Genomic DNA, 24318 nt, shown 5'->3' with positions numbered 1-24318 from the left:
TTATTAACGGAGAAGCAAGTTTGGAAGATGCATGGAAAACTGCTGATGGATATTTTCAAGATCGTAAACTGCCTTCATTGCTGAACAGGATAAATTATACCAGCAATAAAGCTTAAGTAAATAATGCTTAAATGGGGATTGTAAAAAAGCAGGCTTATAAAAACACCTTCTTGTCGTACGGAGGGATGGTAGTGGCCTATATCAATACCGTTTTATTGTTTCCGTTTTTTACCACCCCGGCCGAATATGGGTTTTATCAACTGGTGGTAAGCTTATCGGTAATGTACTCACTGCTTTCATCCATGGGAGTACCGAGTATTATTGCAAAATATTTCCCGTTTTATCGTACTGATGATAACAGGCATAATGGCTTTATGCACCTCGTTGCCGGTTTTTCCGCCATTGGTTTTGCAGCAGCCACCTTTATTTACATCATTTTTAAGCCGGTTATATTAGGAGCCTATCATAACTCCGTTTTTTTTGAAAGGTATTATTATTATATGATACCCTTATCATTTTTTATAGTAGCGTTTAATTACCTGGAAATGACCGGAAGGGTGATTTATCAAACCATCTACTCCAATTTTTTACAAAACATTTTATTGCGGTTGCTTACCACCGGAGCCCTCGTCATGATAGCTTTACATTGGATCAGTTTCCGCGATTTTATTTTTATTTATATAGCTGCCAATGGGTTGATATCGCTGCTTTTGCTGATCAGTATAATGGCAAGCGGTAAATTCGATTTACGATTAACTGACAGGCGTTTTTCAAAAATCAGTAAGAAAGAGCTGGTGAGCTTCGGTACATTTATCCTTATATCAGGTACTGTTTATGTATTGCTTCAAAAAGTTGATACGCTAATGTTAAGCTCCATTGCGGGCGATGATGTACAGGGCGTGTATAGCTGGTATTTTAATATAGCAATACTGATAAGCGTACCGGCTCAAGCTCTTGGTCGTACCACTTATCCTATAGTAGCTGATGCGTGGCGCTCAAATAATTTGCCCGTTATAGCCCAACTATATGCAAAAACATCTATTATACAAATGATTTTTGGATGCCTGCTTTTTATTGGGATTATCATTAACCGTGAGAACTTATATGCGATTGCGCACAACAAGGATTTTACCGACCCGAAGTATTTTAGTTTGTTCCTGGTTATTGGTTTGGGATTTTTGGTTGATATAACGGGAGGATTAAATACCTACATTTTAACCACATCTCATAAATATAAACTTGTTACTATCGTTGTATTGGTTGCGTCAGTATTTTGTGTTGGTTTAAATTATATCCTCATCCCCAAATACAAAGGAATGGGAGCTGCAATATCTTACCTGCTTGCTATAAGCGGGGTTAATTTTTTTACCTGGTTTTATATAAAAATCCGCTTTAAAATGCAGCCCTTCACTTATAAGCATTTACTGGTTATTGGCATTTCGCTTGTCAGTTTGGTTGTAGGAAAGTTTTTTTGGCGAATGCCGAACTTTTACTTCGATGTTTTGGTGAGAAGCGGTGTTACGTCAATTATCTATCTTGCTTTTACATACTACCTGAAAGTATCCAAAGATCTGAATGAAAAAATAGATGAGGTATTGGCTAAAATAAAGGCATTATTAGGGTTGTAAGTTGTCTGAATTGGACAGTTTAATAGTTTTTTTAATTTGAAGTAGCTTTTCATTGTCATTGGGAGTGACTTTGTTAAGTCGAACAGCATAGGACCTGTCCAGGTAGCACTATTATACCCGTGGTCTGCTGGTGGTTCTTTGCTAAGTAAATTACTAAGCCGTTCCCGTTGCTCCTGACTAAGGCAGGCTGTCCGCCCGCGGCCTGGCTTATCTTTCAGCCCGGCTACCCCTTCCTTTTCAAAACGATGCACCCAATTGGTTATTTGTTTAAAACTCGTGTTATATAAATCTTCCAGTTTTCTACTTGGTTGACCCTTAGCTACCTGATAAACTGCATATAAACGAATACCTATTGTATACTTCTCATCATCCCGAAAGAGTGCCTTGATTTCTTCAGGGGTGTAGTTTCCTACTTTTAATACAGGTCTTGACATGATTATCTCTCTTTTTTTAAGATACAACAAATTTGTGTAATTAATTATTATATTTTATGTAAATGCTTATCCATCACCTCGCCATTTTTTATAACCGAACGGTGCAGAATCGCCTCTTTAACATACCCAGCTTTTTCAAGCACCCGCATGGAGGCGGTATTTTTATCATAAACACCTGCCTCTAAACGTTCAAGCGGGAAATGTTCAAAAGCGTAGGCTGTGACAAGTTTAACGGCTTCGGTCATCAGCCCTTTACCCCAATGTTCTTCACCAAGCCAGTAGCCCATTTCGGCGGTTATGCGGCTTTCGCCGCTCATCAGTTCAATACCTATACCCCCGCATGCTTCGCCGTTAACGATGATGGCAAAGTTGGTAAGCTGCGGCTGGTTTTGGGCCCGGTTAATCCAGAATTTGGCGTCATCCATGGTATAGGGGCGAGGGAACCTGTCGCGCAAAAACAGCGGCACTTTGGGGTTGTTGGCATGTTTCTGTAATGATGCTTCGTCGCCTGTTTGCCATCCCCGCAATAAGAAACCGTTGCCCTGTAGTTCCATTTTGTAACAATTAATTGCACCCGTCACAAAATTATCGATATATAAATAGCTTAAAAATTTTCACACGAATTGTTACGAATTAGCGAATTACACGAATAATACAATAATGGAAAAATGACCATTCGTGTAATTCGTTTAATTGTTTCCGACTTAAAAGATAATTCGTGTGAAAAATTCTTTATAAACTTCTATAAATAATAGTAACCATTTTAAACGTACACAATGTGATGGCCTTGCGATGCAATCATATTCATCATCCAAAAAGACCAATTTGTCATGTTAAACGTAGTGAAACATTTTATTCGCACGGTAAGTAGGCGACTTTGCACCCGCAGAAGATATTTCGTCATCGATCAATATCACAAAAAAGTTTAAAGCAATTTCCCTGAATTAATTGATTTTAAATAGCAATCATTACCTAAACTGCTAAATTGCGCGTTTTAAGTTGATATGAAAAAACTGTTAGCCCTCATGCTGCTTTTACCGGCGGCGACTTCCTTTGCCCAGAAACTGGATACGTTAACCGTTGAAAAAATTATGCGCGACCCGAAATGGATCGGCGTATCGCCCTCCGATATCAATTGGGCCGACGACAGCAAAAAGATCTATTTTAAATGGAATGATGATGCCTCAGGCGACGCGGTACTATACGCCGTGAGCGCTGCCGATAACCGGGCCCAAAAAGTAAGCATTGCGGAGCAGCGCGGCCTAAGCACCGATAACGGCGGCTGGAACAAAAAGCATAGCCAAAAAGTGTTCAGCAAAAATGGCGACCTCTATCTGTTCGACTTAAAAACTAATAAAACAACCCGCCTTACCAACACCGTAGCCTCAGAAACCGCGCCTGCCTTTAGCGGCGACGAAACGAAAATTATTTATCGATCAGATAATAACCTGTTTATCATCAGCCTGAAAACAGGCGAGTTGCTGCAGCTTACCAATTTTGTGCGGGCTGCAAGCGATAAAAAAGACAAAGAGCAACCTAACGAGCAGGAGCAGTGGCTTAAAAAACAACAACTGGAACTGTTTGATATTATTAAAGAGCAAGCCAAAGAAGAAAAGAAAGATTCGATCCAAACTGAATTGCTTAAACCCGAAAAATTAAAGGAGATTGTAACCGGCGATAAAAGGGTAAGCGAGGTTAAGATCAGCCCGGATGGCCGGTTTATCACCTACCGCCTCACCAAACGTGCCAATGGCGTACAGAATGCTATTGTACCTAATTATGTAACGGCCTCGGGCTTTACCGAGGATATCCCTAACCGCCCGAAAGTTGGCCGCGCTTCTTCAACATCCGAAACTTTTGTTTACGATAAACGCCGCGACACTTATTACCCGATCATCACATCAGAAATTCCAGGCATCAAAGATTTGCCCGATTACCTGAAAGATTACCCCGGTGAGCTACAAGAACGCCAAAAGCAAAATGCCGACAGGCCCGTAACCGTTGATGGTATTTTATGGAACGAAAGCGGCAGCAATGCCGTGGCGATCATTTCATCGCAGGATAATAAAGATTGCTGGATCATGCGGCTCGACCCGGTGAGCGGAAAACTAAGTTTGCTTGACCGGCAGCGGGATGAAGCCTGGATTGGCGGACCGGGCATTGATGATCCCGGCAATGCAGGCTTTATTGACGCTACCCATTTTTACTACCAGAGCGAAGCAAGCGGCTACTCGCACATTTATGTGGTTGATGTGGAAAACGGTACAAAAAAACAACTCACCAACGGAAAATGGGAAGTGCAAACCCTGCAACTGAGCAATGATAAAAAGAGATTTTACTTCACCGCCAATATCGATCACCCAGGTATTACTCATTTTTACAGCATCCCGGTTAGCGGTGGCGTACCGGTTAAAATTACCGGGATGAAGGGCGGCAATGAAGTTACTTTATCGCCCGATGAAAAATGGCTGGCTATACGTTATTCGTACTCCAACCGGCCATGGGAATTGTATATCCAGGCCAATAAGCCCGGCGCAAAGGCCGTTAAAATAACCAACTCGGTATCGGCCGAATACCTGAGTTACCCATGGCGCGTTCCGGAGATCATCAGCTTTAAAAACCGTTACGGCGCCGATGTTTACGCCCGCCTATATCAGCCTGAAAAACAGGACCCGGCAAAACCGGCGGTGGTATTTGTGCATGGCGCGGGTTATTTGCAAAACGTAACCTACTCCTGGAGCCACTATTTCCGCGAGTATATGTTTAACAATATGCTGGCCGATAATGGTTATACGGTTTTAGATATCGATTATACCGCAAGCGCCGGCTATGGCCGCGATTTTCGTACAGGCATTTATCGCCATATGGGCGGAAAAGACCTTACCGACCAGGTTGACGGTGTGAAATTGCTGGTTGATAAATATGGCGTTAACCCTAAACATGTGGGTTTGTACGGCGGATCGTACGGCGGTTTTATTACGCTGATGGCCATGTTTACCGAGCCGGATGTTTTTTCGGCAGGCGGCGCTATCCGCTCGGTAACCGATTGGGCGCACTATAACCATGAGTATACCTCCAATATCCTGAATGAACCATTTACCGACGAGCAGGCTTACCGCAAAAGTTCGCCCATTTATTTTGCCAACGGCTTAAAAGGCAACCTGCTGATGCTGCACGGCATGATAGATCAGAATGTGAACTACCAGGACATTATCCGCCTCACCCAAAAACTCATCGAACTGCATAAGGAAAACTGGGAACTGGCCTCCTACCCTGTAGAAGACCACGGCTTTGAACAGCCCAGCAGCTGGACCGATGAATATAAGCGGATTTATAAGTTGTTTGAGCGTACGTTGAAGAAGTAGATAAATCCGCCTTTGCTTACAATGAACCGGAGATGGCTTTGTGCCCGAATCTTCAGGAAAAACCATTCAAAAGCGGCGGATCGTGCGATTCTCCTCTTAAGAAACTACTGTATGTGCCATCTTAAGAAAAACAAAAATGTCATTTCACAAAGCAATGGAGGGGATGAGCGCGGGAGCGAAAGAGAAATCTTTTACGCCCTGTGAGATAGCAACAATTTAGATGAGGCTAAATCGCTTAAATTTTGCCCGGTTAATAAATTTTTAGCCGTGTTAACCCTTTTTTTAACCCCTGTTTTAATACCTCCCCCATTATCATTGCTGCGCCAATTGAAAAACAGGTGCGGCTGATCAGGCTTAACCATCCCTTTAACCGGTATACTTTTTTTCAGGCGGCGAAGAGTTATAAACCCATTAACCAAATTATTTATGAAGGAAATTTTTACCATTTGTGGTGGATGCCATCGCATCCATTATCGGGCTAAATGTTGGGGGGCGCTGCAGCGTAGCATCGCTGTACTCCTGTTTTTAGCCGCATGCACTTCGGCTTTTGCGCAAGGCAAAATAACCGGTGTGGTGAACGATGAAAAAGGGCTGCCCCTGCCCGGCGTTAGCGTTAAACTTAAAGGCACACCAAACGGAACTACCACTAATGTTGACGGGCAGTTCAGTATCAATGCCGGGTCAACACAAACCCTGGTATTTAGCTTTCTGGGATATGTACCGCAGGAAGTAGCGGTTGGTGCTCAAAAAAACATTACTGTTAAACTAATCCCCAACGCCACCAATATTAACGAAGTGGTTGTGGTAGGCTATGGTACCCAGAAAAAAGCCTCGGTAACCGGTTCGGTAGCTTCGGTAACCAACTCTGAAATTGTAACTACCAAAAACGAGAACGCGCTGAACATGCTGGCCGGTAAAATTGCCGGTGTGCGGATCACCCAAAATACCTCGGAGCCGGGCTCGTTCAGCAACTCGTTTGATATCCGGGGCTTTGGTAACCCGCTGGTGATTATCGACGGTGTGCCGCGAGATAATATCACGAGGCTCGACCCGAACGATATTGAAAGTGTATCGGTATTGAAAGATGCATCGGCTGCCGTTTATGGTATCCGCGCGGCCAACGGCGTAGTGTTGGTTACTACCAAAAAAGGTAAAAAAGGATCGATGGAACTGAACTATTCGGGTTCATACGGCTGGCAGGTGCCATCGTACATGCCTAAGCCGGTTGGCGCTATCGATTATATGACCCTGGTTAACGAGCAGCTTTTACACAATGTAAACGGCGGGAATGTAAAATATACCGATGCCGATTTTGCAGCTTTCAGAAACGGCAGCCGTACCAGCACCGATTGGTACGCGCAGGTGTTTGCCAACAGCTCGCCGCAACAGCAGCATAACATCAACGCATCCGGCGGTAACGAAACCACCAACTATTTTTTGAGTTTGGGTACTACAGATCAGGACGGCTTTTTTAAAAGCCGCGATCTGAACTACAAGAAATATAACGTACGATCGAACGTAAGCAGTAAGGTAACCAAAAACCTGACTATCGACCTGAACCTGGCGGCCACCCTCGAGCAAACCAACCAGCTTTATAACGATGCCTGGTGGATTATCCGCTCGTTTTGGCGGCAGGTGCCAACGCAAACGGTTTATGCCAATAACAACCCCGCGTACCTGAACAACGGCGAGGTGGATGGCTCCAACCCGGTAGCCCTGTCAAATGCCGATATCAGCGGTTATAAAAAAATCGCCAACAAATGGTTCCAGTCATCCATGGCTGCAACCTATACCGTACCCTTTGTACCGGGCTTAAGTGTAAAAGGTTTGTATAATTATGATTACTACATGTCGAGCAATAAGGTTTACCAGCGTTCGTACAATCAGTACAATTACGATGCAAACAGCCAAAGTTACGCTGCTATTGCCAACCAAACCCCGGGCTCATTAACCAGGCAATTTTATGAAAAGCCTAACAGCCTGATGCAGCTATCGGCAAACTACAATAAAACCTTAAAAGGCGGCCACAACATTGCGGGGTTGTTCCTGTACGAGGAACGTTCGCAATCGGGCGATAACTTCAACGCCATGCGCGAACTGTCGTTACCGGTTGATCAGCTTGGCGCGGGTAACTCTGCCAATCAAAAAGCATCTATAGATGGCGGCTGGCCTTTTAACTTTGTTTCAAAATCATACGTAGGCAGGGTAAACTATGATTATAACGGCAAATACCTGGCCGAGTTCAGCTTCAGGAACGATGCCAATTCCAAAAACTCGCCCTTAAAAAGGTGGGGCTTTTTCCCCGGAGGATCCTTAGGCTGGCGGATCTCACAGGAGAAATTCTGGAAAAATACATCAGCGCTTTCATTTGTTGACGATTTGAAGATCAGGTTGTCATACGCCAAACTTGGCGACGACTCTAACCTGGATTCATTTAACTACCTGGCCGGTTATAACTACCCCGCATCGGGCGATAACAACAGGCTCCCGCCGGGCTCGGTGTTTGATGGTACTTTTGTTAATGCTGCCCAAAGCCGTGGTATTGCCAACCCCTATATTTTCTGGCTGGTGGCCAAAACGTATAACGCCGGTATCGACCTGCAGGCATGGAACGGCTTGCTGGGCGTAACGGTGGATGTTTTCAGGCGCGACCGCAGCGGTTTGCTTGATAAAAGACTGGAAGCCCTACCGGGCGTAGTAGGCGCCGAGCTGCCGCAGGAGAACCTGAACAGCGATCAAACCAACGGTTTTGATATTGAGCTGAACCACCGCAACCATATCGGCAACGTGGGCTACATAGTAAAAGGTACCTTTGGCTATACCCGTAGCAAATGGATCAGCAAAATTCACGCGGCTTACGGTAACTCGCAGCTTAACTGGCATAACAATAACGATAACCGCTATAACAACATTTTCTGGGGCTATGGGGCCAATGGTCAGTTCCAGAACTATCAGCAGATATTGAACAGTCCGCAATATGTATCACGTAACGCGGTTGTTGGCGATTATATTTTAGAGGACTGGAACGGCGACGGCGTGATTAACGATCAGGACGTACACCCCATAGCGCAAAACGTAAGCAACAACAGCTACAGCACCCCGGCCACCACCTTTGGTTTAACCCTGGGCGTCAACTACAAAGGCTTTGATTTTAACGCGGTGCTGCAGGGCGCGGCCGGTATCAGCGTATCATACATCGAACAGCTGAATATCCCGCTTTGGGGCGGGGGCAGCGCGCTGAGCATGTTTATGGACAGATATCACCCCACTGACCCTAAAGCCGATCCTTACGACCCGAATACGGTTTGGACACCCGGTACATTTGCCCTTACCGGTACAACGGCCAATACCAACTCCCTGTCAAACATTCACAGCGCTGCTTACGTGAGGTTAAAATCGGCCGAGATCGGTTACACCTTGCCGCAAGGCGCTGCCAAAACTTTAGGTATTAAAGGCGCCAGGATCTTTGCCAACGGTTACAACATACTAACCGTAACCGGCTTAAAATACCTCGATCCGGAGCACCCGTCGGCCAATTACGGCTATTTATATCCGCTGGATAAAATATTCTCTCTTGGCTTAAATGTTAAATTTTAATCAGGCATATCCATCATGAAAAAATACGCATATACAATATTGGCTTTTTTACTTTGCTGGTCTACAGCATGTAAAAAGCTCGACACCCTGCCGCCAAGTATCATCAGCGATCAGGATGTGTTTTCAAGTTCGGCGGGTGTAACCGCCTATATGGCCCGCATGTACGCCGAATTACCTATTGAAGATTTCAGGTACTCGCCCGAGCGTGGTTTGAATATGTTCTGGATCATCAGCCCCACAAGCGCTACCACCGGCGAAGCCTTAAGCCGCGACCAAAATGGCTCGATGCAGGAAAATACCGGCTTATCAACCTGGAGCGATTGTTACCGCACCATTCGCGATGCCAATTATTTTTCAGAAAACATAGCCAAATACGCAGGCAACTTTACCCCGGACCAGGTTAACCAGTGGTTAGGCGAAGCCCGCTTTATCCGCGCGGCAACTTACTTTGCATTGGTTAAACGTTACGGCGGCGTGCCATTGGTTGATAAGGTGCTGAGTTATCCGGCGCAAAGCGTTGAGGAATTGAAGATTCCCCGTACATCCGAAGAGAAGATCTATGATTTTATAGGTACCGACCTGGATTATGCCTATGCCAACCTGCCCGAAAAAAGCCAGGCAGGCCGCGCCAATAAATATGTAGCGGCGGGTTTCAAATCGAGGGCGATGTTGTTTGCCGGCTCGGTGGCTAAATATAACCAGATCTCATTGGTTGATGGCAGCGGTAACAGGCTTTGCGGTATCCCGGCAACCAAGGCGGTTGCCTATTTTAAAGCGGCTTATGACGCGGCGGCGCTACTTGAGGGCAAGTATGATCTGTATAAAAAAGCATGGTCGGCTACGGATAAGGAAGCCCAGTATCAAAACTATGTGAACTTGTTTTTTGACGCCACAAGCGGCGAGAACATATTTGTGCGCCAGTATCACTACCCCGAATCGGTGCATGGTTATGATGCCTATAACGTACCGCGCCAGTTGATGGGCGCTAACGGTTACTCATCAGAGGTTAACCCTACGCTGAACTATGTGGAGCTGTTTGACGGTTTCCCTAAAAATGCCGATGGTACCATTAAAACCACAACAGGCGGCAAATATGACCTTTATACCAATACCATGGACTTGTTTGCCAATGCCGAGCCAAGGCTCAGGGCAACGGTAGTGTTACCCGGCGATTTAATGAAAGGGGTAAGCATTGAAATAAGAAGGGGCATTTATACCGGCCCTACGGCAGGGGGGATCAGTCCGTTGTTGCCTGCGGGTTCAACCGCGCATTACCCTACTGCCAATATCGTCGAGTCGGCCAATGCTGCTCAAACCCCTTATACCCTGCCTAATGGTAAAACCATGAACCCTGCCGGTTTAAGCGGTTATTTTACCGGTGATGGTACCAACTCGGTTTCAGGTTTCTCCATCCGTAAGTATATCGTACCGGATAAACCAACCTCGCTGGTATTGGAAAACCGTTCAGATCAAACCTGGATCGAGCTGCGTTATGCCGAGGTATTGCTTAACCGCGCCGAAGCCGCGGCCGAACTTAACGCGCTTGGCCAGGGGGATAAAAATTATTTGCAGGATGCCTTTACGCAGGTCAACGCCATCCGCGAACGTGCCGGCGCCACCCTGTTAACCGGTACAGCCGATGTAAGCATTGATGTGGTAAGAAAAGAGCGTAAAAAAGAACTCGGCTTTGAAAATAAGCAGTATTGGGATATGCGCCGCTGGCGTGTTGCCGATAAAGAGCAAAACAGCACGGTTTACCGTACGCTGATGCCTTTCTTTTCGGCAAATGATAATAAATACTTTTTTGATGCCCGTTTAGATGAGCGTAACTCTCGCTATACCTTTGATCCCCGCTGGTATTACGAGCAGATTTCACAAAACGAGATCCAGAAAAGCCAGAACCTTATTCAAAACCCGGGATACTAATTTATTGAGAGATGAAAAAACTATTTTATAGCATAGCATTAAGCGCATTGGTTGCCGCGGGCAGCTCTTGCAAAAAAACTGATAACTACGCCGCGCCCGATGTTACCCTGAAAGGTACCGTAACCGATGCCGGTACAGGTAAAAGCCTGCAAACCGAGCAGGGATCAGGCACCCGCATTAAACTATTGGAAATAAGCTGGAGCGCCAATCCTACGCCATTTTACATATCATCATACCAGGATGGTACCTACCAAAATACCAAACTGTTTGCGGGTAAAAACGTAATTTCGGCCGAGGGCGCCTTTGTACCCCTGGTACAGGTTGATGCAAGTGGTAAAACCATTGTGGATAAAAGCCAGACGGTTGATGTGAAGGATGTGACTACCGTAAATTTTTCGGTAGAGCCCTTTTTAAGGATAGAATGGATAGGCGACCCGGTTTTAAATGCCGATGGTACAATCACCACCAAATTTAAAGTTACCCGCGGTACCGCCAACCCTGATTTTCAGCAAAACGTGAGCGATGTAGCTGTTTTTATTAACTCGAACAACTACGTAGGGAACAATAATTACGATAACCGTTACACGCCTAAATTAAGCGGCGACGCGGCCAATGCTACTATTGGGGCAACTACTACGCTAACCACCCTTGGCGGCGCGTTACCCGGTAAAAGGAGCTACTTTATCCGCGTGGGGGCTAAAATGCAATACGGTTTAAATTATTATAACTATACCGACGTTAAAGAGGTTAAAATACCTTAACCAAATAAATACCTGTGTGCGGGAGCGGGCTGTTAAGGCAGCCCCTCCTTACAGGTATTAATTACATATTAGCAATGATGAAAAACACTTTACTTTTTTGTTGCAGCCTTGCCCTTGCATCGGGTGTTTACGGGCAGCAGAAGCCGACTTCGCTTAAGGAGAAAACCGCTTTTCAAACCAGCAGCCCCTGGCGGCCCGAGATTGATGTACGGTCAGACATCGCCATTGTTTATGGCACTAATGATCATCCGGGTATGAGCTTCGAGCAGCGCGTAAAAACCTGGCGCGACCGTGGGTATGACGTCAACTTCATGACTGGCATTGCCTGGGGCGATTACAAGGACTACTTTCTGGGTAAATGGGATGGTAAAAACCACCTCGGCGTAGGGCAGGTAACACAAAAAGGTGATACCATTTTCCACGGCAAGGATATGCCTTATGTGGTGCCCGATGATTCTTTTATCGAATACATGAAAACCGCGGTGGTAAAACGGGTGATTGACGCGGGGATTACCAATATTTTTTTAGAGGAGCCTGAATTTTGGGCGCGCGCCGGTTACAGCGCTGGCTTTAAATACCAATGGCAAAAGTATTATGGCTTCCCCTGGAAACCGCAGGATGCTTCGGCCGAGAATACCTATCTATCCAACAAATTAAAATATAACCTGTATTATGAAACCATTAAACAGGTATCAAACTATGCTAAGGAGTACGGTAAAAGTAAGGATATGGAAATTAAGGTTTTCATTGCCACGCACTCGCTGGTAAACTACTCATCGTGGCAGATTGTTAGTCCGGAGGCCAGTCTGGCATCTTTGCCGGGCATTGATGGTTACATAGCCCAGGTGTGGACTGGCACCTCGCGCGAGCCTACTTACTTTAACGGCAAAGAAAAGGAACGTGTGTTTGAAAATGCATTTTTGGAGTACGGTTCGGTAGTATCCATGACCGCCCCAACCGGCCGCAAGGTATTTTTCCTGACCGACCCGATTGAAGACCGCGTACGCGACTGGAGCGATTATAAACGCAATTACCAGGCTACCTTCACGGCTAAACTTTTGTACCCTATGGTTGCCGATTACGAGGTAATGCCATGGCCCGAACGGATTTACACCCACCCTTACCCGGTATTGGGCACCAACGAGAAAACGCTGATCCCGCAGTTTTACTCCACCCAGATGCAGGTAATGGTAAACGCGCTGAACGATATGCCCGCTTCGCCGAATACGGTATCGGGCGTTAACAGCATCGGCGTGCTGATGAGTAACTCGCTCATGTTCCAGCGGTTCCCTACGCATAATGGTTTTGAAGATCCGCAGTTCTCCAACTTTTACGGCCAGACCCTGCCCCTGGTAAAACGCGGTGTGCCTGTACAAACGGTGCACATGGAAAACCTGGGTTATGCGGCGTCGCTCAAAAACATCAAAGTGTTGGTGATGAGCTACTCCAACATGAAACCGGTATCTGCCGAGGTTCATGAACACCTGGCACAATGGGTTAAAAACGGCGGTGTGTTGATCTATACCGGCAGGGATGATGATCCGTACCAATCGGTAATGGAATGGTGGGATACCAAAGGCAACAACTTTAAAGCGCCATCGGAGCATTTGTTTAAGTTGCTGGGTGTAAACCCAACCGGCAATGACCAGCGTTTTGCCGTTGGCAAGGGCGCGGTTTATGTGTTGAGGCAAAACCCGAAGGAGTATGTAATGCAGGCCAATAATGACGATAACTTTATTAAAACTGTAAAACTGGCTTTTGAAAAGGATGCCAAAGGGGGCACGCTTACCTTTAAAAACAGCATGTACCTGGAGCGCGGCCCTTACGATGTTGTGGCCGTAATGGACGAAAATTCCGACAGCAAACCGTACACCGTAAAAGGCCCGGTTATTGATCTGTTCGATCCGCAATTGCCGGTACTGGCACAAAAAACTATTAACCCCGGCGAGCAGGCTTTGCTTTATGCTGTAAATCGCGTAGCCAATAAAAAACAGCCCAAAGTACTGGCAACTGCGGCAAGGGTTTATGATGAACAAACAACGGCCGGCAGCTACACTTTTGTAACCAAGAGCCCTGTCAAAACACTGAACAGTACCCGGATCTTGCTGCCTGCAAAGCCGAAAGCAACTATAGTTACCGATAACAATGGGCAAGCCATAAGCGATGTAAAAACCAGCTGGGACACGGCATCGCAAACTTTATACCTCGGTTTTGCCAACAGCCCCGATGGTGTTAAGGTGGATATAAAATGGTAAAAATTCTTTTTTTGAGAGAAAGTTGGTTTATGCTTCCGTACGCGAAATTTGGTGTGCGGAAGTTTTTTTTGATTACATCATGTATATCTGCTCAAAAAAATTGTCCTTACGATGAATATGGTTGTTTGGAAGATTTTTTTGAGGTTTCAAGTTTCCCTATTGAGGGTATAGCCGTCAAGTTAACAAATCAAGCTTTTAAGTTCCCCTCTCGAGAGGGGGGGCGAAGGGAAAGCGCGGGAGCAGGGGTGTGTTATGCGAGCGACAAGCCGCGAGCATAGTAGCAAACCCCTCCAACCCTCTCAAGAGGGGAACCGCGCGAGCCGCCGCTTTTTTTTGAACACCATATTTTATTGAATTGCAAAACAACACCCCGAAATAAATAAATGAAAAAGTTACTCCTTTTGGCATTCGCCTTTTTACCGGCAGCCCTGTCGGCGCAGGAAAAGCCGGCCACGCTTGTTGATTACATTAACCCGCTGATGGGTACACAATCCAAACCATCGCTCTCTAACGGTAACACCTACCCCGCGGTGGCCTTGCCGTGGGGAATGAACTTCTGGACAGCACAAACCGGCAAAATGGGCGACGGCTGGCAATACACCTATGATGCCGATAAAATTCTCGGCTTTAAACAAACCCACCAGCCATCGCCCTGGATGAACGATTATGGCATGTTTTCCATCTTCCCGGAAACAGGCGCGTTAAAGCTGAACGAAAACGACCGCGCGAGCTGGTTTTCGCACAAGGCCGAAGTATCTAAACCCTACTACTACAGCGTTTACCTGGCCGATTATGATGTAACTGCCGAAATTACCCCTACCGAACGCGCGGCAAGTTTCCGGTTTACCTTCCCTAAAAGCGATAGCTCGCATTTGGTGATCGATGCTTTTGATAAAGGATCGTACGTGAAAATTATTCCGGGCGAGCAAAAGATTGTTGGCTACAGCACCAAAAACAGCGGCGCGGTACCTTCTAATTTCAAAAACTACTTTGTTATTTATGTAGATAAACCGTTTGCGCTGGCTTCGGCATGGCACGATTGGAAAAAGGATGCCGGTTTGCTGGAATACACCGGTAACCACGCGGGCGCGGTGATCACCCTGAAAACCGCTAAAGGTGAGAAGGTACACGTTAAAGTAGCCTCATCCTTCATCAGCATTGAGCAGGCCGAACTTAACCTGAAACGCGAGCTGGCTAATGATGACTTTGCCATCACCTGCCAAAAGGCAAAAGATACCTGGAATAAAACCCTTAACCACCTGAACGTTGAAGGCGGTACGCTTGATCAAACCCGCACTTTTTACAGCAGCCTTTACCGCATGCTTTTCTTCCCCAACAAATTGTATGAGGTTGATGCCAACGGACAAAATGTACACTATAGCCCCTTCAACGGCAAAGTTGCGCCGGGTTACCTGTTTGCCGGTACGGGTTTCTGGGATACTTTCCGGGCTTTGTACCCTTTTCTTAACCTGGTTTATCCGTCTATAGCTAAAGAGATGCAGGAAGGCCTGGTTAATGATTATAAAGAAGGCGGCTGGCTGCCCGAGTGGTCGAGCCCGGGTTATGCCGATTGTATGATCGGTAATAACTCGGCATCCATAGTAGCTGAGGCTTACCTGAAAGGTTTGCGCGGTTATGATATCGAAACTTTGTACGAAGCCCTAAAGCATGGCGCTAACAACGAAGGGCCTAATGCTACCGGCCGCCGTGGTGTTCAGTATTATAACACCCTCGGTTATGTGCCTTATGATGTAAAGATCAATGAAAATGCTGCCCGTACTCTGGAGTATGCTTACGATGATTATACTATTTACCAGTTAGGTAAAGCCTTGGGTAAACCTAAAAAAGAGATCGAGGTTTATAAAAAAGGCAGCCAGAACTACCGTAACCTGTTCGATCCTGAAACTAAACTGATGCGCGGTAAAAACAAGGACGGCAAGTTTGAAACGCCTTTTAATCCCTTTAAATGGGGCGATGCCTTTACCGAGGGTAACAGCTGGCACTATAGCTGGAGCGTATTCCACGACATCCAGGGTTTGATTAACCTGATGGGCGGCAAACAGCAATTTGTAGCTAAACTCGATTCGGTATTTGAAATGCCCCCTGTATTTGACGATAGCTATTACGGCGGCGTGATCCACGAGATCCGCGAGATGCAGATAGCAGGCATGGGCCAGTATGCGCACGGTAACCAGCCAATCCAGCACATGATTTACTTATACAACCATGCCGGGCAGCCCTGGAAAACCCAATACTGGGTGCGTGAGGCTATGAACCGTTTATACAGGGCTACCCCTGATGGTTATTGCGGCGATGAGGATAACGGGCAGACTTCGGCCTGGTACATTTTCTCATCAATGGGTTTTTACCCGGTAACCCCGGCCAGCGACCAGTACGTTTTAGGAGCGCCATTATTTAAAAAAGTAACCGTTAACCTCGAAAACGGCAAAACCATCACCATCAACGCCCCTAAAAACAGCGACGAAAACCGTTATGTGAACACGCTTACTGTTGATGGTAAACCATATACCAATAACTGGCTAAGCCACAAGGCATTGTTGAACGGCGAAACGCTTGATTTTGATATGCAGGCCACCCCGAATAAAAACCGCGGCACCAAGGATGCCGATGTGCCTTATTCGATGAGTAACGAGAAGTAAGAAAGAAGTTTTCCTGTTTAAGAAAACCGCGCTCAAAGCCGGTTAATCAAGGGAAAAAGAAAGGGGTTGTTCATCAGCGTGAACAACCCCTTTCTTTTGATTAAATGCCCTGATTACGGCAATGCTATTTTACGAACACGGTTATTGTAATAATCGGATACGTAAACGTTTTTGGCGGCATCAACAGCTATACCCTGCGGCGAATTGAACTGGGCGGCCTCGCCAACGCCTTCGGCGTAACCGTTTACACCGGCTTTACCGGCAACAGATTTCAATACCTTATCTTTAGTTATTTCCAATATGCGGCCGTTCTGATCGGCTATAAACATATTACCGCTGGCATCAAATGTAATAGCTGCAGGCGAACCAACAAAGTCTGTACGTTTATTACCTCCCGCAAATGTGGTAACCACGCCTGCTGTTGTAATTTTACGAATAGCGTGGTTCAGCGCCTCGGCAACATAAATATTGCCTGCCGCATCTATAGCAATACCGTTAGGCTTGTTAAAGGTGGCGCTGGTTGGGGTTGCATTGTCATAGTAGCTTGCACCGCGGCTGCCAGCAAATGTAGTTACAACGCCTGCCGGGGTAATTTTACGGATCAGGTTGTTACCCTGGTCGGCCACGTATATATTTCCTGTAGCATCGATAGCCAGGGCGCGTGGGTTGTTAAAAGTTGCCTTGGTACCGGTGCCGTCAGTATAACCGGCATCGCCGCTGCCGGCAAAGGTGCTTACCACACCGGCGGGTGTAATTTTACGGATGTTGTTGTTGCCGTAATCGGCTACATAAATATTGCCTGAAGCATCCATTACAACGCCTTGCGCGGCATAAAACCGGGCATCGGCAAGTGTCCCGTCCACATACCCAATGGTGCCGTTACCGGTTAAGGTGGTAACATTACCGCCTAATGTAAGCTTGCGGATAGCGCTGTTATACGAGTCGGCCACATATAAATTTCCGTCAGTGGCGTAGGTTAAGCCCTGCGGCCCGTCAAAGGCGGCAGCTTCACCAAGGCCATCAATAAAATCCTGGTTGTTGCCGGCCAGTGTGGTTACCGTTCCGCCGGCTGGCGCTGTGCCATCGCTGGTAGTAAACTGGATAACCTTACCATAACCTGTACCCGCGCTGTTGGTAGCATAAGCGCGCGCGTAATAGGTTGTTTTAGCAGTTAAGCCCTTAAGTTTGGTAAGGTAAGCCAGTTGTAAAACGGTATCCTTGGTTTTGTTATCGGCAATGGTAGGTGTTTGGTTGGTGGAGCTGTAGCAAATGCCAAACGCGCTCAAACTTACATCTGTTTGTGCATTAAATAATCCGCCGGTGTAGGCTATAGTACCATCGGTGGCAGGCACAACAACATCCATAGTGGTCAGATCAGGTAACTCTACCGGGGTAGCGTTACCACTTTTTCCGCAGCTTGTAATTGCTAAGGCAACTACAGCTAAAAGCGCGGCAAATAAAAAGGTATTAGTAAAATTTCTTTTCACGAGTGAGTTTGAATTTTGTAAGAGTACGTAGGCAAAATTAACTGATCAATACGTAGCAAATTGCCCGAAAGTAACATTTTAACAATTATTAACATACTTATTACAACAATAATCTCAGATCAGTAAAAAAAACACAGGTAAACCCGGCGTTACCTGTCAACCTTTTACCGGCAGGCCTGTTAGTATACCATATGAAAAAGTTAGCGCTGTTCACCCTATTGACATTGTTTTCGGCAGTTGCAGGGGCTCAGAAACATGAACCATTGCCCCATGGTATGGTTTACGGAAATAAGCCCGATACCGCGGCAATGATGCAAGCCTCAAAGCTGGAAGATTTTATGGGGAAGAAAACCCGCATCACTACCGCTATCGCGGGTAAGGTGTTACGGGTAACCAAACCCAAAGGCGGTTGGTTTGAGATGGATGCAGGCAACGGGCGCATCATATCGGCGCATTTTTATAATGCCGGGATTAGTATCCCCAGGGCGCTGGCCGGGCGTACGGTTATCATTTCAGGAATTGCTGCCAAACAGTTTATTGCCGATGATATGCAGCATTTGGCCGGCGATACCGTTTCGGGAAAAAAGCAGCACCGCGTTAAAACCAACCCCAAACGCGTGGTAACATTTGAGGTGAAGGGGATGATGATTGATCAATAAAAAAGCCACCCCGGTTAACAGGATGGCTTTGCCCAAAGGCTGAATAAAAGCTTAGTATTTATAAGCGATGCCTTTTTTAATGTCCTGGTTACCACCAAAGCTGTTATTGCTGGTGTTTGATGATTTTTCGCTGGTAAGCAAAACAAATGGGCAGCCCAGTTCGGCGGCGGCTTCCTTCAGTTTCTTTTCAGCTTTTTTATCGCCCGAGTTGCCGGTATGATAGTTGATAAAGCCTGTTTTACCGCGTACATCGGCAACTTTGGTTAAGCCCGAAATTTCGCTTTTGTCTTCCAGGATAATCACTTTTTCCCAGTCGTCTTTACCTGCTACGGTTACTTTGTCGGTAACTTTTTCGATACGGCCGCTTTTGCCATAAACTATTTTTTCAACAGCGTACTTGCCAATGGTTTGTTCCGCATCTTCGTTCAGATACTTGAAAACTACGGTGTATTCGGCCACGCGTACTACGTTACCGTCAACGGTTTCGCCATTGTGTTTGTAAATTTTGTCGGTTTGGGCCAAAAGCTGCACAAGCGTACCCATAAGTAAAGCTAATGTCAATAGTGCTTTTTTCATTTGTTTTGATTGATTAAATTGTGATTTATTGTTTGATAGGACCTTATTTGCAGTGGATAGGTGTTAGCCGTTGGTGATATGTATGTTCAGGTTTTTTTCGGGTGCAAATATAAAATTTTTTTATTCAGGCAAAATAAATAAAAAGGTCTCATCCCAGTCCTGTCCATAGCAGAGGACTTAACAAAAAGGCGCTCCCTCTCCGAAGGAGAGGGCTGGGGTGAGGCTAAACTTATAAGCGGTTTCCCTGTCTTTTCGCTTTAAAAAAATCCTTCACCAACTGGCTGCACTCGGTTTCGCGGATGCCGCCGGTTATGATGGTTTTGGGGTGGGTTATTTTTTGGTTGATGCGCCCAAAGCCCAGTTTGTTATCGTAAGCGCCAAAAACGATCTTGCTTACCTGGAACCAGTATGATGCTCCCGCGCACATCACGCAGGGTTCCATGGTAACATATAGTGTACAGCCCTGCAGGTATTTACCCCCCATAAGGTTAGCGGCGGCCGTAAGCGCCTGCATTTCGGCGTGGGCGGACACATCGTTTAAACGCTCGGTAAGGTTGTGCCCCTTGCCAATGATGCGGCCGTTGTAAACCACAATTGCGCCGATAGGGATCTCGTCTTCCTCTAACGCGTACCGTGCTTCTTTCAGCGCCTCGCCCATAAAATAGTCATCGGGCGATATAGTTGGTTCATCTTCAAAACTGATGTATCTCATTTAAATAAGTTTGCTGCCGTTTGGCACAGGTTTCTCCACGGCGGTTAATACAATGTCGCCATGCTCGTCGGCAAAGCCGGTAACCAGGAACTCCGACATAAAGTTTGCAATCTGCTTTTTAGGGAAGTTGGTTACCCCCACAATCTGCCTGCCTACTAACTGCTCTTTAGTATAATGCTTAGTGATTTGCGCGCTCGACCAGCGGACACCATACTCGCCGAAGTCAACCCGTACCTTAAACGCGGGTTTACGCGCTTCGGGGAAATCTACGGCTTCAAGGATGGTACCTACCCTTAGTTCTACTTTTTCAAAATCATGCCAGGTGATGTTTTCCATGGTGGCAAAGGTAAAAAAAGAGCGTCATATCAGCCCTGCTCCGGTACAGGGGGCTAAAAATAAAGCCTCACCGTAGTGGGTTTAGAGCGGCTCTCAATTGTATTTGATGGCATCAGCTTTAATAGATACGTGGTCGCCATTGCCGCTTACCGGTAAAATAACAATCCCGTCGGCGCCAACCTGTCTGGCTTTTGCCGATAGGGCCTCTTTAGCCTCTACCGAATCATCGGTATAATCCGTAATTAAATGTCCTATCACCTTATAATCTTTCTTCACGTCCCTGGCATCATAGTACACGTCGATTTTTTGGGTAGCGGGATAAGTATCTCCCAGGTAGTTGGTTGTAACGCAGGAGCTGATAAAAAAAATCAGCACAAAGAGAAAACAGTGTAGTTTTAGGTTTTTCATGTTTATCCGGGATAGTTGTTTGATTTAGACGTGCAAGCCAATACCTGGTTTAATGGTATAGGTAAAAAAACATATCACAAAACATCCTTTCCCGGTATCCGGGTGCAAACAAGTGGTTTAAAGGTTAAATTAATTTACCGGTTATATTTTAGCGCATCCGCCCGGATAGCTATATGATTGCCGGCTGCGCCCAGTAATATGATAATGCCGTCCGCGCCTGCTTTCTTCGCTTTCGCTATCAGTTCTTCTTTAGCCTTAGCCGGATTATAGGTGTAATCGGTAACTAAATGCCCTGTTACTTTATAATCCTTTTTCACATCCCTGGCATCATAGTACACGTCGACTTTTTCGGTAGCGGGATAAGCATCTCCGAGGTAGGTTGTAGTAGCGCATGAGGTAATAAAGAAGCAAAGCATAATGAGAAAATGGTGGAGTTTTAGGTTTTTCATATTGAATTTGGGTATTTACACCATTAACGTAACGGGTTTGATTTAATGATATGATGTAAAAAATAATCAGAAACCTTTCTTTCTCGTAATACCAGGCTTCCTGGCTTTTCGTGCTGCAGGTTCGGCAACACCTTCAGCGCCGTAGCTGCGGGCCATTTTAGCGATGCGCTCTTCTAAGGTTTCGGTAGTCAGTTTTTCGCGGCCCAGGCTATCAACCATAATCGGGAAAGCGAAAGGTGTTGGCCTTTCAATCACTTTTAAAATGATATTTTGTTTTTGGATGCGCTGCAGTGCCGCCCTGAGCCTGAACTCTTCCAGTTGAAAGGCCAATGCCTCGTTGTAAGCCTGGCGGATCAGTAAATTATCAGGCTCGTACTCGCTGAAAACCTCAAACAATAAAGAAGTGGAGGCCTGCAAATGCCTGTTTTTTATTTGCTGACCGGGATAACCCGTAAATACCAGGCCACCGATGTGCGCGATATCCCTGAACTTTCGCCGCGCCATTTCATTGGCGTTTAAGCTATGCTGTATATCATCAATCAGGTTATCGAGCGAGAAAAAAGCGGCATCTTCCAAAGCCTGCTCAATCGGGATATCTTCGTCGGTAAGCAACTCAAAACCATAATCGTTCATGGCGATAGAAAAACTGGCCGGTTTTATTTTGCTGATGCGATAGGCCAGTAAAGATGCCATGCCCTCATGCACCAGACGCCCTTCAAAAGGATAAAACAACAAATGGTGCCCTTCTTTGGATTTAAACGACTCGATCAAAAATTCGTGGCTTTGGGGCAAATGGGATAACTGCTGCTGCAGATCAAATAAAGGCTTCAGGGCTTTAACCTCCACATCGCGTTCAACACCATGGGCCACCTCATCCAGCTTAAGCCTGAATACCGCCGCCAATTGCGATGATAAGGGCATGCGCCCGCCATTCCAGCTCGGAATGATGCCTTTGGTTGAGTTTGATTTTTTAACGTATGCCGTCATCTCTTTCACACGCACAAACTCCAGGCTACGCCCGGCAAACCAGAAGGTATTGCCAGGTTTTAATTTAGATACGAACGATTCTTCGATAGTACCTAAACTGCCGCCGCTTAGCCATTTTACCCGGATGCTGAGTTCGCTTGTAATGGTGCCGATACTGAGGCGGTGGCGCATGGCAACCCGGCGGCTATTTACTTTATAGAGTCCGTTTTCCACTTCTACCTTTAAAAACTCATCGTACTGGGCCAGCGTTTTGCCGCCGCTGGTAATAAAATCAAGCAGCTGACCAAATTCGTTCCTGCTCAGATCGGCAAAGGCGTAGGTGGTTTTAACCTCCTGAAATAATTCCTCCGCCCGGAAACCGTCCGACACCGCCAGCGTAACCATGTACTGGATCAGCACATCCATGGCAAGCAGCAATGGGTCGCGGCTTTCAAATATCTTATCTTTAATGGCTTCTTTTAGGGCCGCCCCTTCCAATAATTCAAGCGAGTGGGTAGGCACAAAATAAGCCAGTGAGGTGGCGCCGGGATGGTGACCGCTCCTGCCAGCCCTTTGCATAAAGCGGGCAACGCCTTTAGGGCTGCCCACCTGCACCACGGTATCAACAGGCCTGAAATCCACGCCAAGATCTAAACTTGATGTGCAAACTACCAGCTTCAGCGCCTCGGCATGCAGGGCGGCTTCCACCCAATTGCGCAACTCGTTATCCAACGAGCCATGGTGCATGGCCATGATACCGGCATACTCCGGGTAATTATCCAAAATAGCATGGTACCAGATCTCCGATTGCGAACGGGTATTGGTGAAGATGAGCGTGGTTTTGCTCCGGGCCACAATTTCCATCACCTCGGGCAGCAGCTTTAGGCCAATATGCCCCGCCCATGAATAGTTTTCGATATTTTGAGGGATGATGGACCGGATATCCAGTTTCTTTTCCAGGTTAGCCCGTACCATCCTGATCTGGCTTTTCGGAAAATTGTTACCTAACAACACCTCCGCGGCCTGTTCAAGATTGCCGATGGTGGCTGAGATACCCCAGATTTTAACCCCTCCCCAGCCCTCCCCCGGGGGGAGGGAGCCGTTTTGCAGATTGTTTTTAATCTTTTCGATCACCCTTTCCGAGTCCGTCAAAACCTCAGCGTTTGCAAATCTTAATACAATGTATCCTTCCGCTTCCAGGTGGCGGGTTCTTTCAATATCTAAATGTTGCTGTTCTGTATCATCGTGGTATGCTCCGTCAACTTCAATGATCAGTTTTTTTTCAAGACAAATAAAATCAGGAATATAATTCAAAACCGGATGTTGCCTTCTAAACTTGTAGCCCGTTTTTTTACCTCTCAGCAACTGCCACAAAATATTTTCAGCATCTGTAGGCTGCCGACGCATTAACTTCGCGTTATCAATGTTTGCATGCCAGCTTAAAGCATCAGCAGTATGATACCCCGGATATTTATCCTTTATCATATGATCCTGCTTCCCAACTCCCTCTCCTCTGGAGAGGGCCGGGGAGAGGTGCTTCAACTTCGACAACCCCAGCTCTACCTGTACGCCGCGTTTGGTTCCTAAAAGTTCGTGCCATTCGTCAATCACAACTACCTGTAATTGGTTAAACAGTTTTGGATATTCTTTTTGGGCCAGCATCAGGTGCAGGCTTTCGGGGGTGGTAAGCAGCACCTCGGGCAGCTTTTTTTTGAGGGCCGTTTTTTCGGCAGCGGACGTGTCGCCGGTGCGGGTCATGATGCGCCAGGGCAGGCCAATTTCATCACAAGCTTCCTGCATGGCTTTCCGGATATCGTTGGTTAATGCCCGCAACGGCGTGATCCAGAGCATCAGCAGGCCGTTATTTTGCTGGGTTTTGTAAGTATCGGGGTGCTTGTTGATAAACCCGGCTAAAAAAGGCAAAAAAAGCGCGAAGGTTTTACCGCTGCCGGTTGGCGCGTTCAGCAGACCGGAATAACCCGACAGGTAGGCCTCCATCATTTCGGCCTGGAAGGGAAACTGTTCCCATTTTTTCTCCGCGTACCATTGCTGTATTACCTGTTGGCCTTTGCTTGTCATTATCCTGTTAACAAAAATTT

17 protein-coding genes are annotated in these 24318 nt (G+C 46.4%); 8 read left to right on the top strand and 9 right to left on the bottom strand.

The annotated features are described in order from the left end of the window. Positions 1 to 131: 131 nt before the first annotated feature. Positions 132 to 1628 carry a lipopolysaccharide biosynthesis protein gene (locus tag LX99_RS21985; RefSeq protein ID WP_109609790.1) on the top strand — a complete coding sequence of 499 codons (1497 nt, stop codon included), beginning with the start codon at positions 132 to 134 and terminating at the stop codon, positions 1626 to 1628. On the opposite strand, the gene LX99_RS21980 is transcribed toward LX99_RS21985, so the two are convergent. Together LX99_RS21980 and LX99_RS21975 are read right to left on the bottom strand one after the other, a co-directional pair. Next, a complete protein-coding gene (locus LX99_RS21980; RefSeq protein ID WP_109609789.1) occupies positions 1550 to 2062 on the bottom strand; it encodes a helix-turn-helix domain-containing protein in 513 nt (170 codons plus the stop codon). The genes LX99_RS21985 and LX99_RS21980 overlap by 79 nt on opposite strands. Before the next feature lie 47 nt (positions 2063 to 2109). Next, positions 2110 to 2616, bottom strand: coding sequence for a GNAT family N-acetyltransferase (locus LX99_RS21975; protein ID WP_109609788.1), 507 nt, complete (start codon positions 2614 to 2616; stop codon positions 2110 to 2112). Positions 2617 to 3066: 450 nt separating this feature from the next. On the opposite strand from LX99_RS21975, the gene LX99_RS21970 reads away from it, so the two are divergent. From LX99_RS21970 to LX99_RS21935, 6 genes are all read left to right on the top strand, one after another. Beyond that, entirely contained in the window at positions 3067 to 5427 is a 2361-nt protein-coding gene (locus LX99_RS21970) for a prolyl oligopeptidase family serine peptidase (RefSeq protein WP_109609787.1), read from the top strand. A gap of 426 nt (positions 5428 to 5853) precedes the next feature. Then, on the top strand, positions 5854 to 9024 hold the full coding sequence (locus LX99_RS21960; RefSeq protein WP_109609785.1) for a SusC/RagA family TonB-linked outer membrane protein: 3171 nt from the start codon (positions 5854 to 5856) through the stop codon (positions 9022 to 9024). 15 nt (positions 9025 to 9039) lie between these two features. Next, positions 9040 to 10950, top strand: coding sequence for a RagB/SusD family nutrient uptake outer membrane protein (locus LX99_RS21955; protein ID WP_109609784.1), 1911 nt, complete (start codon positions 9040 to 9042; stop codon positions 10948 to 10950). Between the two features lie 11 nt (positions 10951 to 10961). Then, complete coding sequence (locus tag LX99_RS21950; RefSeq protein ID WP_109609783.1) at positions 10962 to 11711, top strand: DUF3823 domain-containing protein; 750 nt, start codon at positions 10962 to 10964, stop codon at positions 11709 to 11711. A gap of 74 nt (positions 11712 to 11785) precedes the next feature. Then, positions 11786 to 13966 (top strand): type 1 glutamine amidotransferase family protein, encoded by a 2181-nt coding sequence (locus LX99_RS21945; protein WP_245927991.1) that lies wholly within the window; start codon positions 11786 to 11788, stop codon positions 13964 to 13966. A 383-nt stretch (positions 13967 to 14349) separates the two neighbouring features. After that, the gene (locus LX99_RS21935) at positions 14350 to 16626 is read left to right on the top strand and encodes a GH92 family glycosyl hydrolase (protein ID WP_109609780.1); all 2277 of its coding nucleotides are present in this window, start codon (positions 14350 to 14352) and stop codon (positions 16624 to 16626) included. 113 nt (positions 16627 to 16739) lie between these two features. On the opposite strand, the gene LX99_RS21930 is transcribed toward LX99_RS21935, so the two are convergent. Then, positions 16740 to 18113: an NHL repeat-containing protein gene (locus tag LX99_RS21930; protein ID WP_109609779.1), complete on the bottom strand. Its 1374-nt coding sequence runs from the start codon at positions 18111 to 18113 to the stop codon at positions 16740 to 16742. Positions 18114 to 18304: 191 nt separating this feature from the next. Here LX99_RS21930 and LX99_RS21925 point away from each other — a divergent pair, with 191 nt between their 5' ends. Continuing rightward, positions 18305 to 18772, top strand: a complete 468-nt coding sequence (locus LX99_RS21925; protein ID WP_109609778.1) for a DUF4920 domain-containing protein — start codon at positions 18305 to 18307, stop codon at positions 18770 to 18772. Positions 18773 to 18823: 51 nt separating this feature from the next. On the opposite strand, the gene LX99_RS21920 is transcribed toward LX99_RS21925, so the two are convergent. The 6 genes from LX99_RS21920 to LX99_RS21895 all read right to left on the bottom strand — a co-directional run bounded on the left by LX99_RS21920 (position 18824) and on the right by LX99_RS21895 (position 24298). Then, positions 18824 to 19348, bottom strand: a complete 525-nt coding sequence (locus LX99_RS21920) for a hypothetical protein (RefSeq protein WP_109609777.1) — start codon at positions 19346 to 19348, stop codon at positions 18824 to 18826. A 229-nt stretch (positions 19349 to 19577) separates the two neighbouring features. Next, positions 19578 to 20060 (bottom strand): nucleoside deaminase, encoded by a 483-nt coding sequence (locus LX99_RS21915; RefSeq protein WP_211319072.1) that lies wholly within the window; start codon positions 20058 to 20060, stop codon positions 19578 to 19580. Continuing rightward, complete coding sequence (locus tag LX99_RS21910) at positions 20061 to 20396, bottom strand: tRNA-binding protein (RefSeq protein ID WP_022834093.1); 336 nt, start codon at positions 20394 to 20396, stop codon at positions 20061 to 20063. A 93-nt stretch (positions 20397 to 20489) separates the two neighbouring features. Further along, entirely contained in the window at positions 20490 to 20804 is a 315-nt protein-coding gene (locus LX99_RS21905) for a hypothetical protein (RefSeq protein WP_109609776.1), read from the bottom strand. A gap of 134 nt (positions 20805 to 20938) precedes the next feature. Continuing rightward, a complete protein-coding gene (locus LX99_RS21900) occupies positions 20939 to 21253 on the bottom strand; it encodes a hypothetical protein (protein WP_109609775.1) in 315 nt (104 codons plus the stop codon). Between the two features lie 66 nt (positions 21254 to 21319). Beyond that, a complete protein-coding gene (locus tag LX99_RS21895) occupies positions 21320 to 24298 on the bottom strand; it encodes a ligase-associated DNA damage response DEXH box helicase (protein WP_245927990.1) in 2979 nt (992 codons plus the stop codon). Positions 24299 to 24318 lie beyond the last annotated feature (20 nt).

This window comes from Mucilaginibacter oryzae, from assembly GCF_003148845.1.
Taxonomy (GTDB): Bacteria; Bacteroidota; Bacteroidia; order Sphingobacteriales; family Sphingobacteriaceae; genus Mucilaginibacter; species Mucilaginibacter oryzae.
Note: the sequence above shows the minus strand (reverse complement) of the source record. Positions and strands in the feature narration are given on the sequence as shown.

What these genes read in the sequence shown, in the direction of transcription:
- LX99_RS21960 (WP_109609785.1), top strand. Translation starts at nt 5,854, where the DNA reads ATGAAGGAAATTTTTACCATTTGTGGTGGATGCCATCGCATCCATTAT.
- LX99_RS21925 (WP_109609778.1), top strand. Translation starts at nt 18,305, where the DNA reads ATGAAAAAGTTAGCGCTGTTCACCCTATTGACATTGTTTTCGGCAGTT.
- LX99_RS21895 (WP_245927990.1), bottom strand. Translation starts at nt 24,298, where the DNA reads ATGACAAGCAAAGGCCAACAGGTAATACAGCAATGGTACGCGGAGAAA.
- LX99_RS21950 (WP_109609783.1), top strand. Translation starts at nt 10,962, where the DNA reads ATGAAAAAACTATTTTATAGCATAGCATTAAGCGCATTGGTTGCCGCG.
- LX99_RS21915 (WP_211319072.1), bottom strand. Translation starts at nt 20,060, where the DNA reads ATGAGATACATCAGTTTTGAAGATGAACCAACTATATCGCCCGATGAC.
- LX99_RS21980 (WP_109609789.1), bottom strand. Translation starts at nt 2,062, where the DNA reads ATGTCAAGACCTGTATTAAAAGTAGGAAACTACACCCCTGAAGAAATC.
- LX99_RS21920 (WP_109609777.1), bottom strand. Translation starts at nt 19,348, where the DNA reads ATGAAAAAAGCACTATTGACATTAGCTTTACTTATGGGTACGCTTGTG.
- LX99_RS21935 (WP_109609780.1), top strand. Translation starts at nt 14,350, where the DNA reads ATGAAAAAGTTACTCCTTTTGGCATTCGCCTTTTTACCGGCAGCCCTG.
- LX99_RS21970 (WP_109609787.1), top strand. Translation starts at nt 3,067, where the DNA reads ATGAAAAAACTGTTAGCCCTCATGCTGCTTTTACCGGCGGCGACTTCC.
- LX99_RS21910 (WP_022834093.1), bottom strand. Translation starts at nt 20,396, where the DNA reads ATGGAAAACATCACCTGGCATGATTTTGAAAAAGTAGAACTAAGGGTA.
- LX99_RS21975 (WP_109609788.1), bottom strand. Translation starts at nt 2,616, where the DNA reads ATGGAACTACAGGGCAACGGTTTCTTATTGCGGGGATGGCAAACAGGC.
- LX99_RS21985 (WP_109609790.1), top strand. Translation starts at nt 132, where the DNA reads ATGGGGATTGTAAAAAAGCAGGCTTATAAAAACACCTTCTTGTCGTAC.
- LX99_RS21955 (WP_109609784.1), top strand. Translation starts at nt 9,040, where the DNA reads ATGAAAAAATACGCATATACAATATTGGCTTTTTTACTTTGCTGGTCT.
- LX99_RS21905 (WP_109609776.1), bottom strand. Translation starts at nt 20,804, where the DNA reads ATGAAAAACCTAAAACTACACTGTTTTCTCTTTGTGCTGATTTTTTTT.
- LX99_RS21900 (WP_109609775.1), bottom strand. Translation starts at nt 21,253, where the DNA reads ATGAAAAACCTAAAACTCCACCATTTTCTCATTATGCTTTGCTTCTTT.
- LX99_RS21945 (WP_245927991.1), top strand. Translation starts at nt 11,786, where the DNA reads ATGATGAAAAACACTTTACTTTTTTGTTGCAGCCTTGCCCTTGCATCG.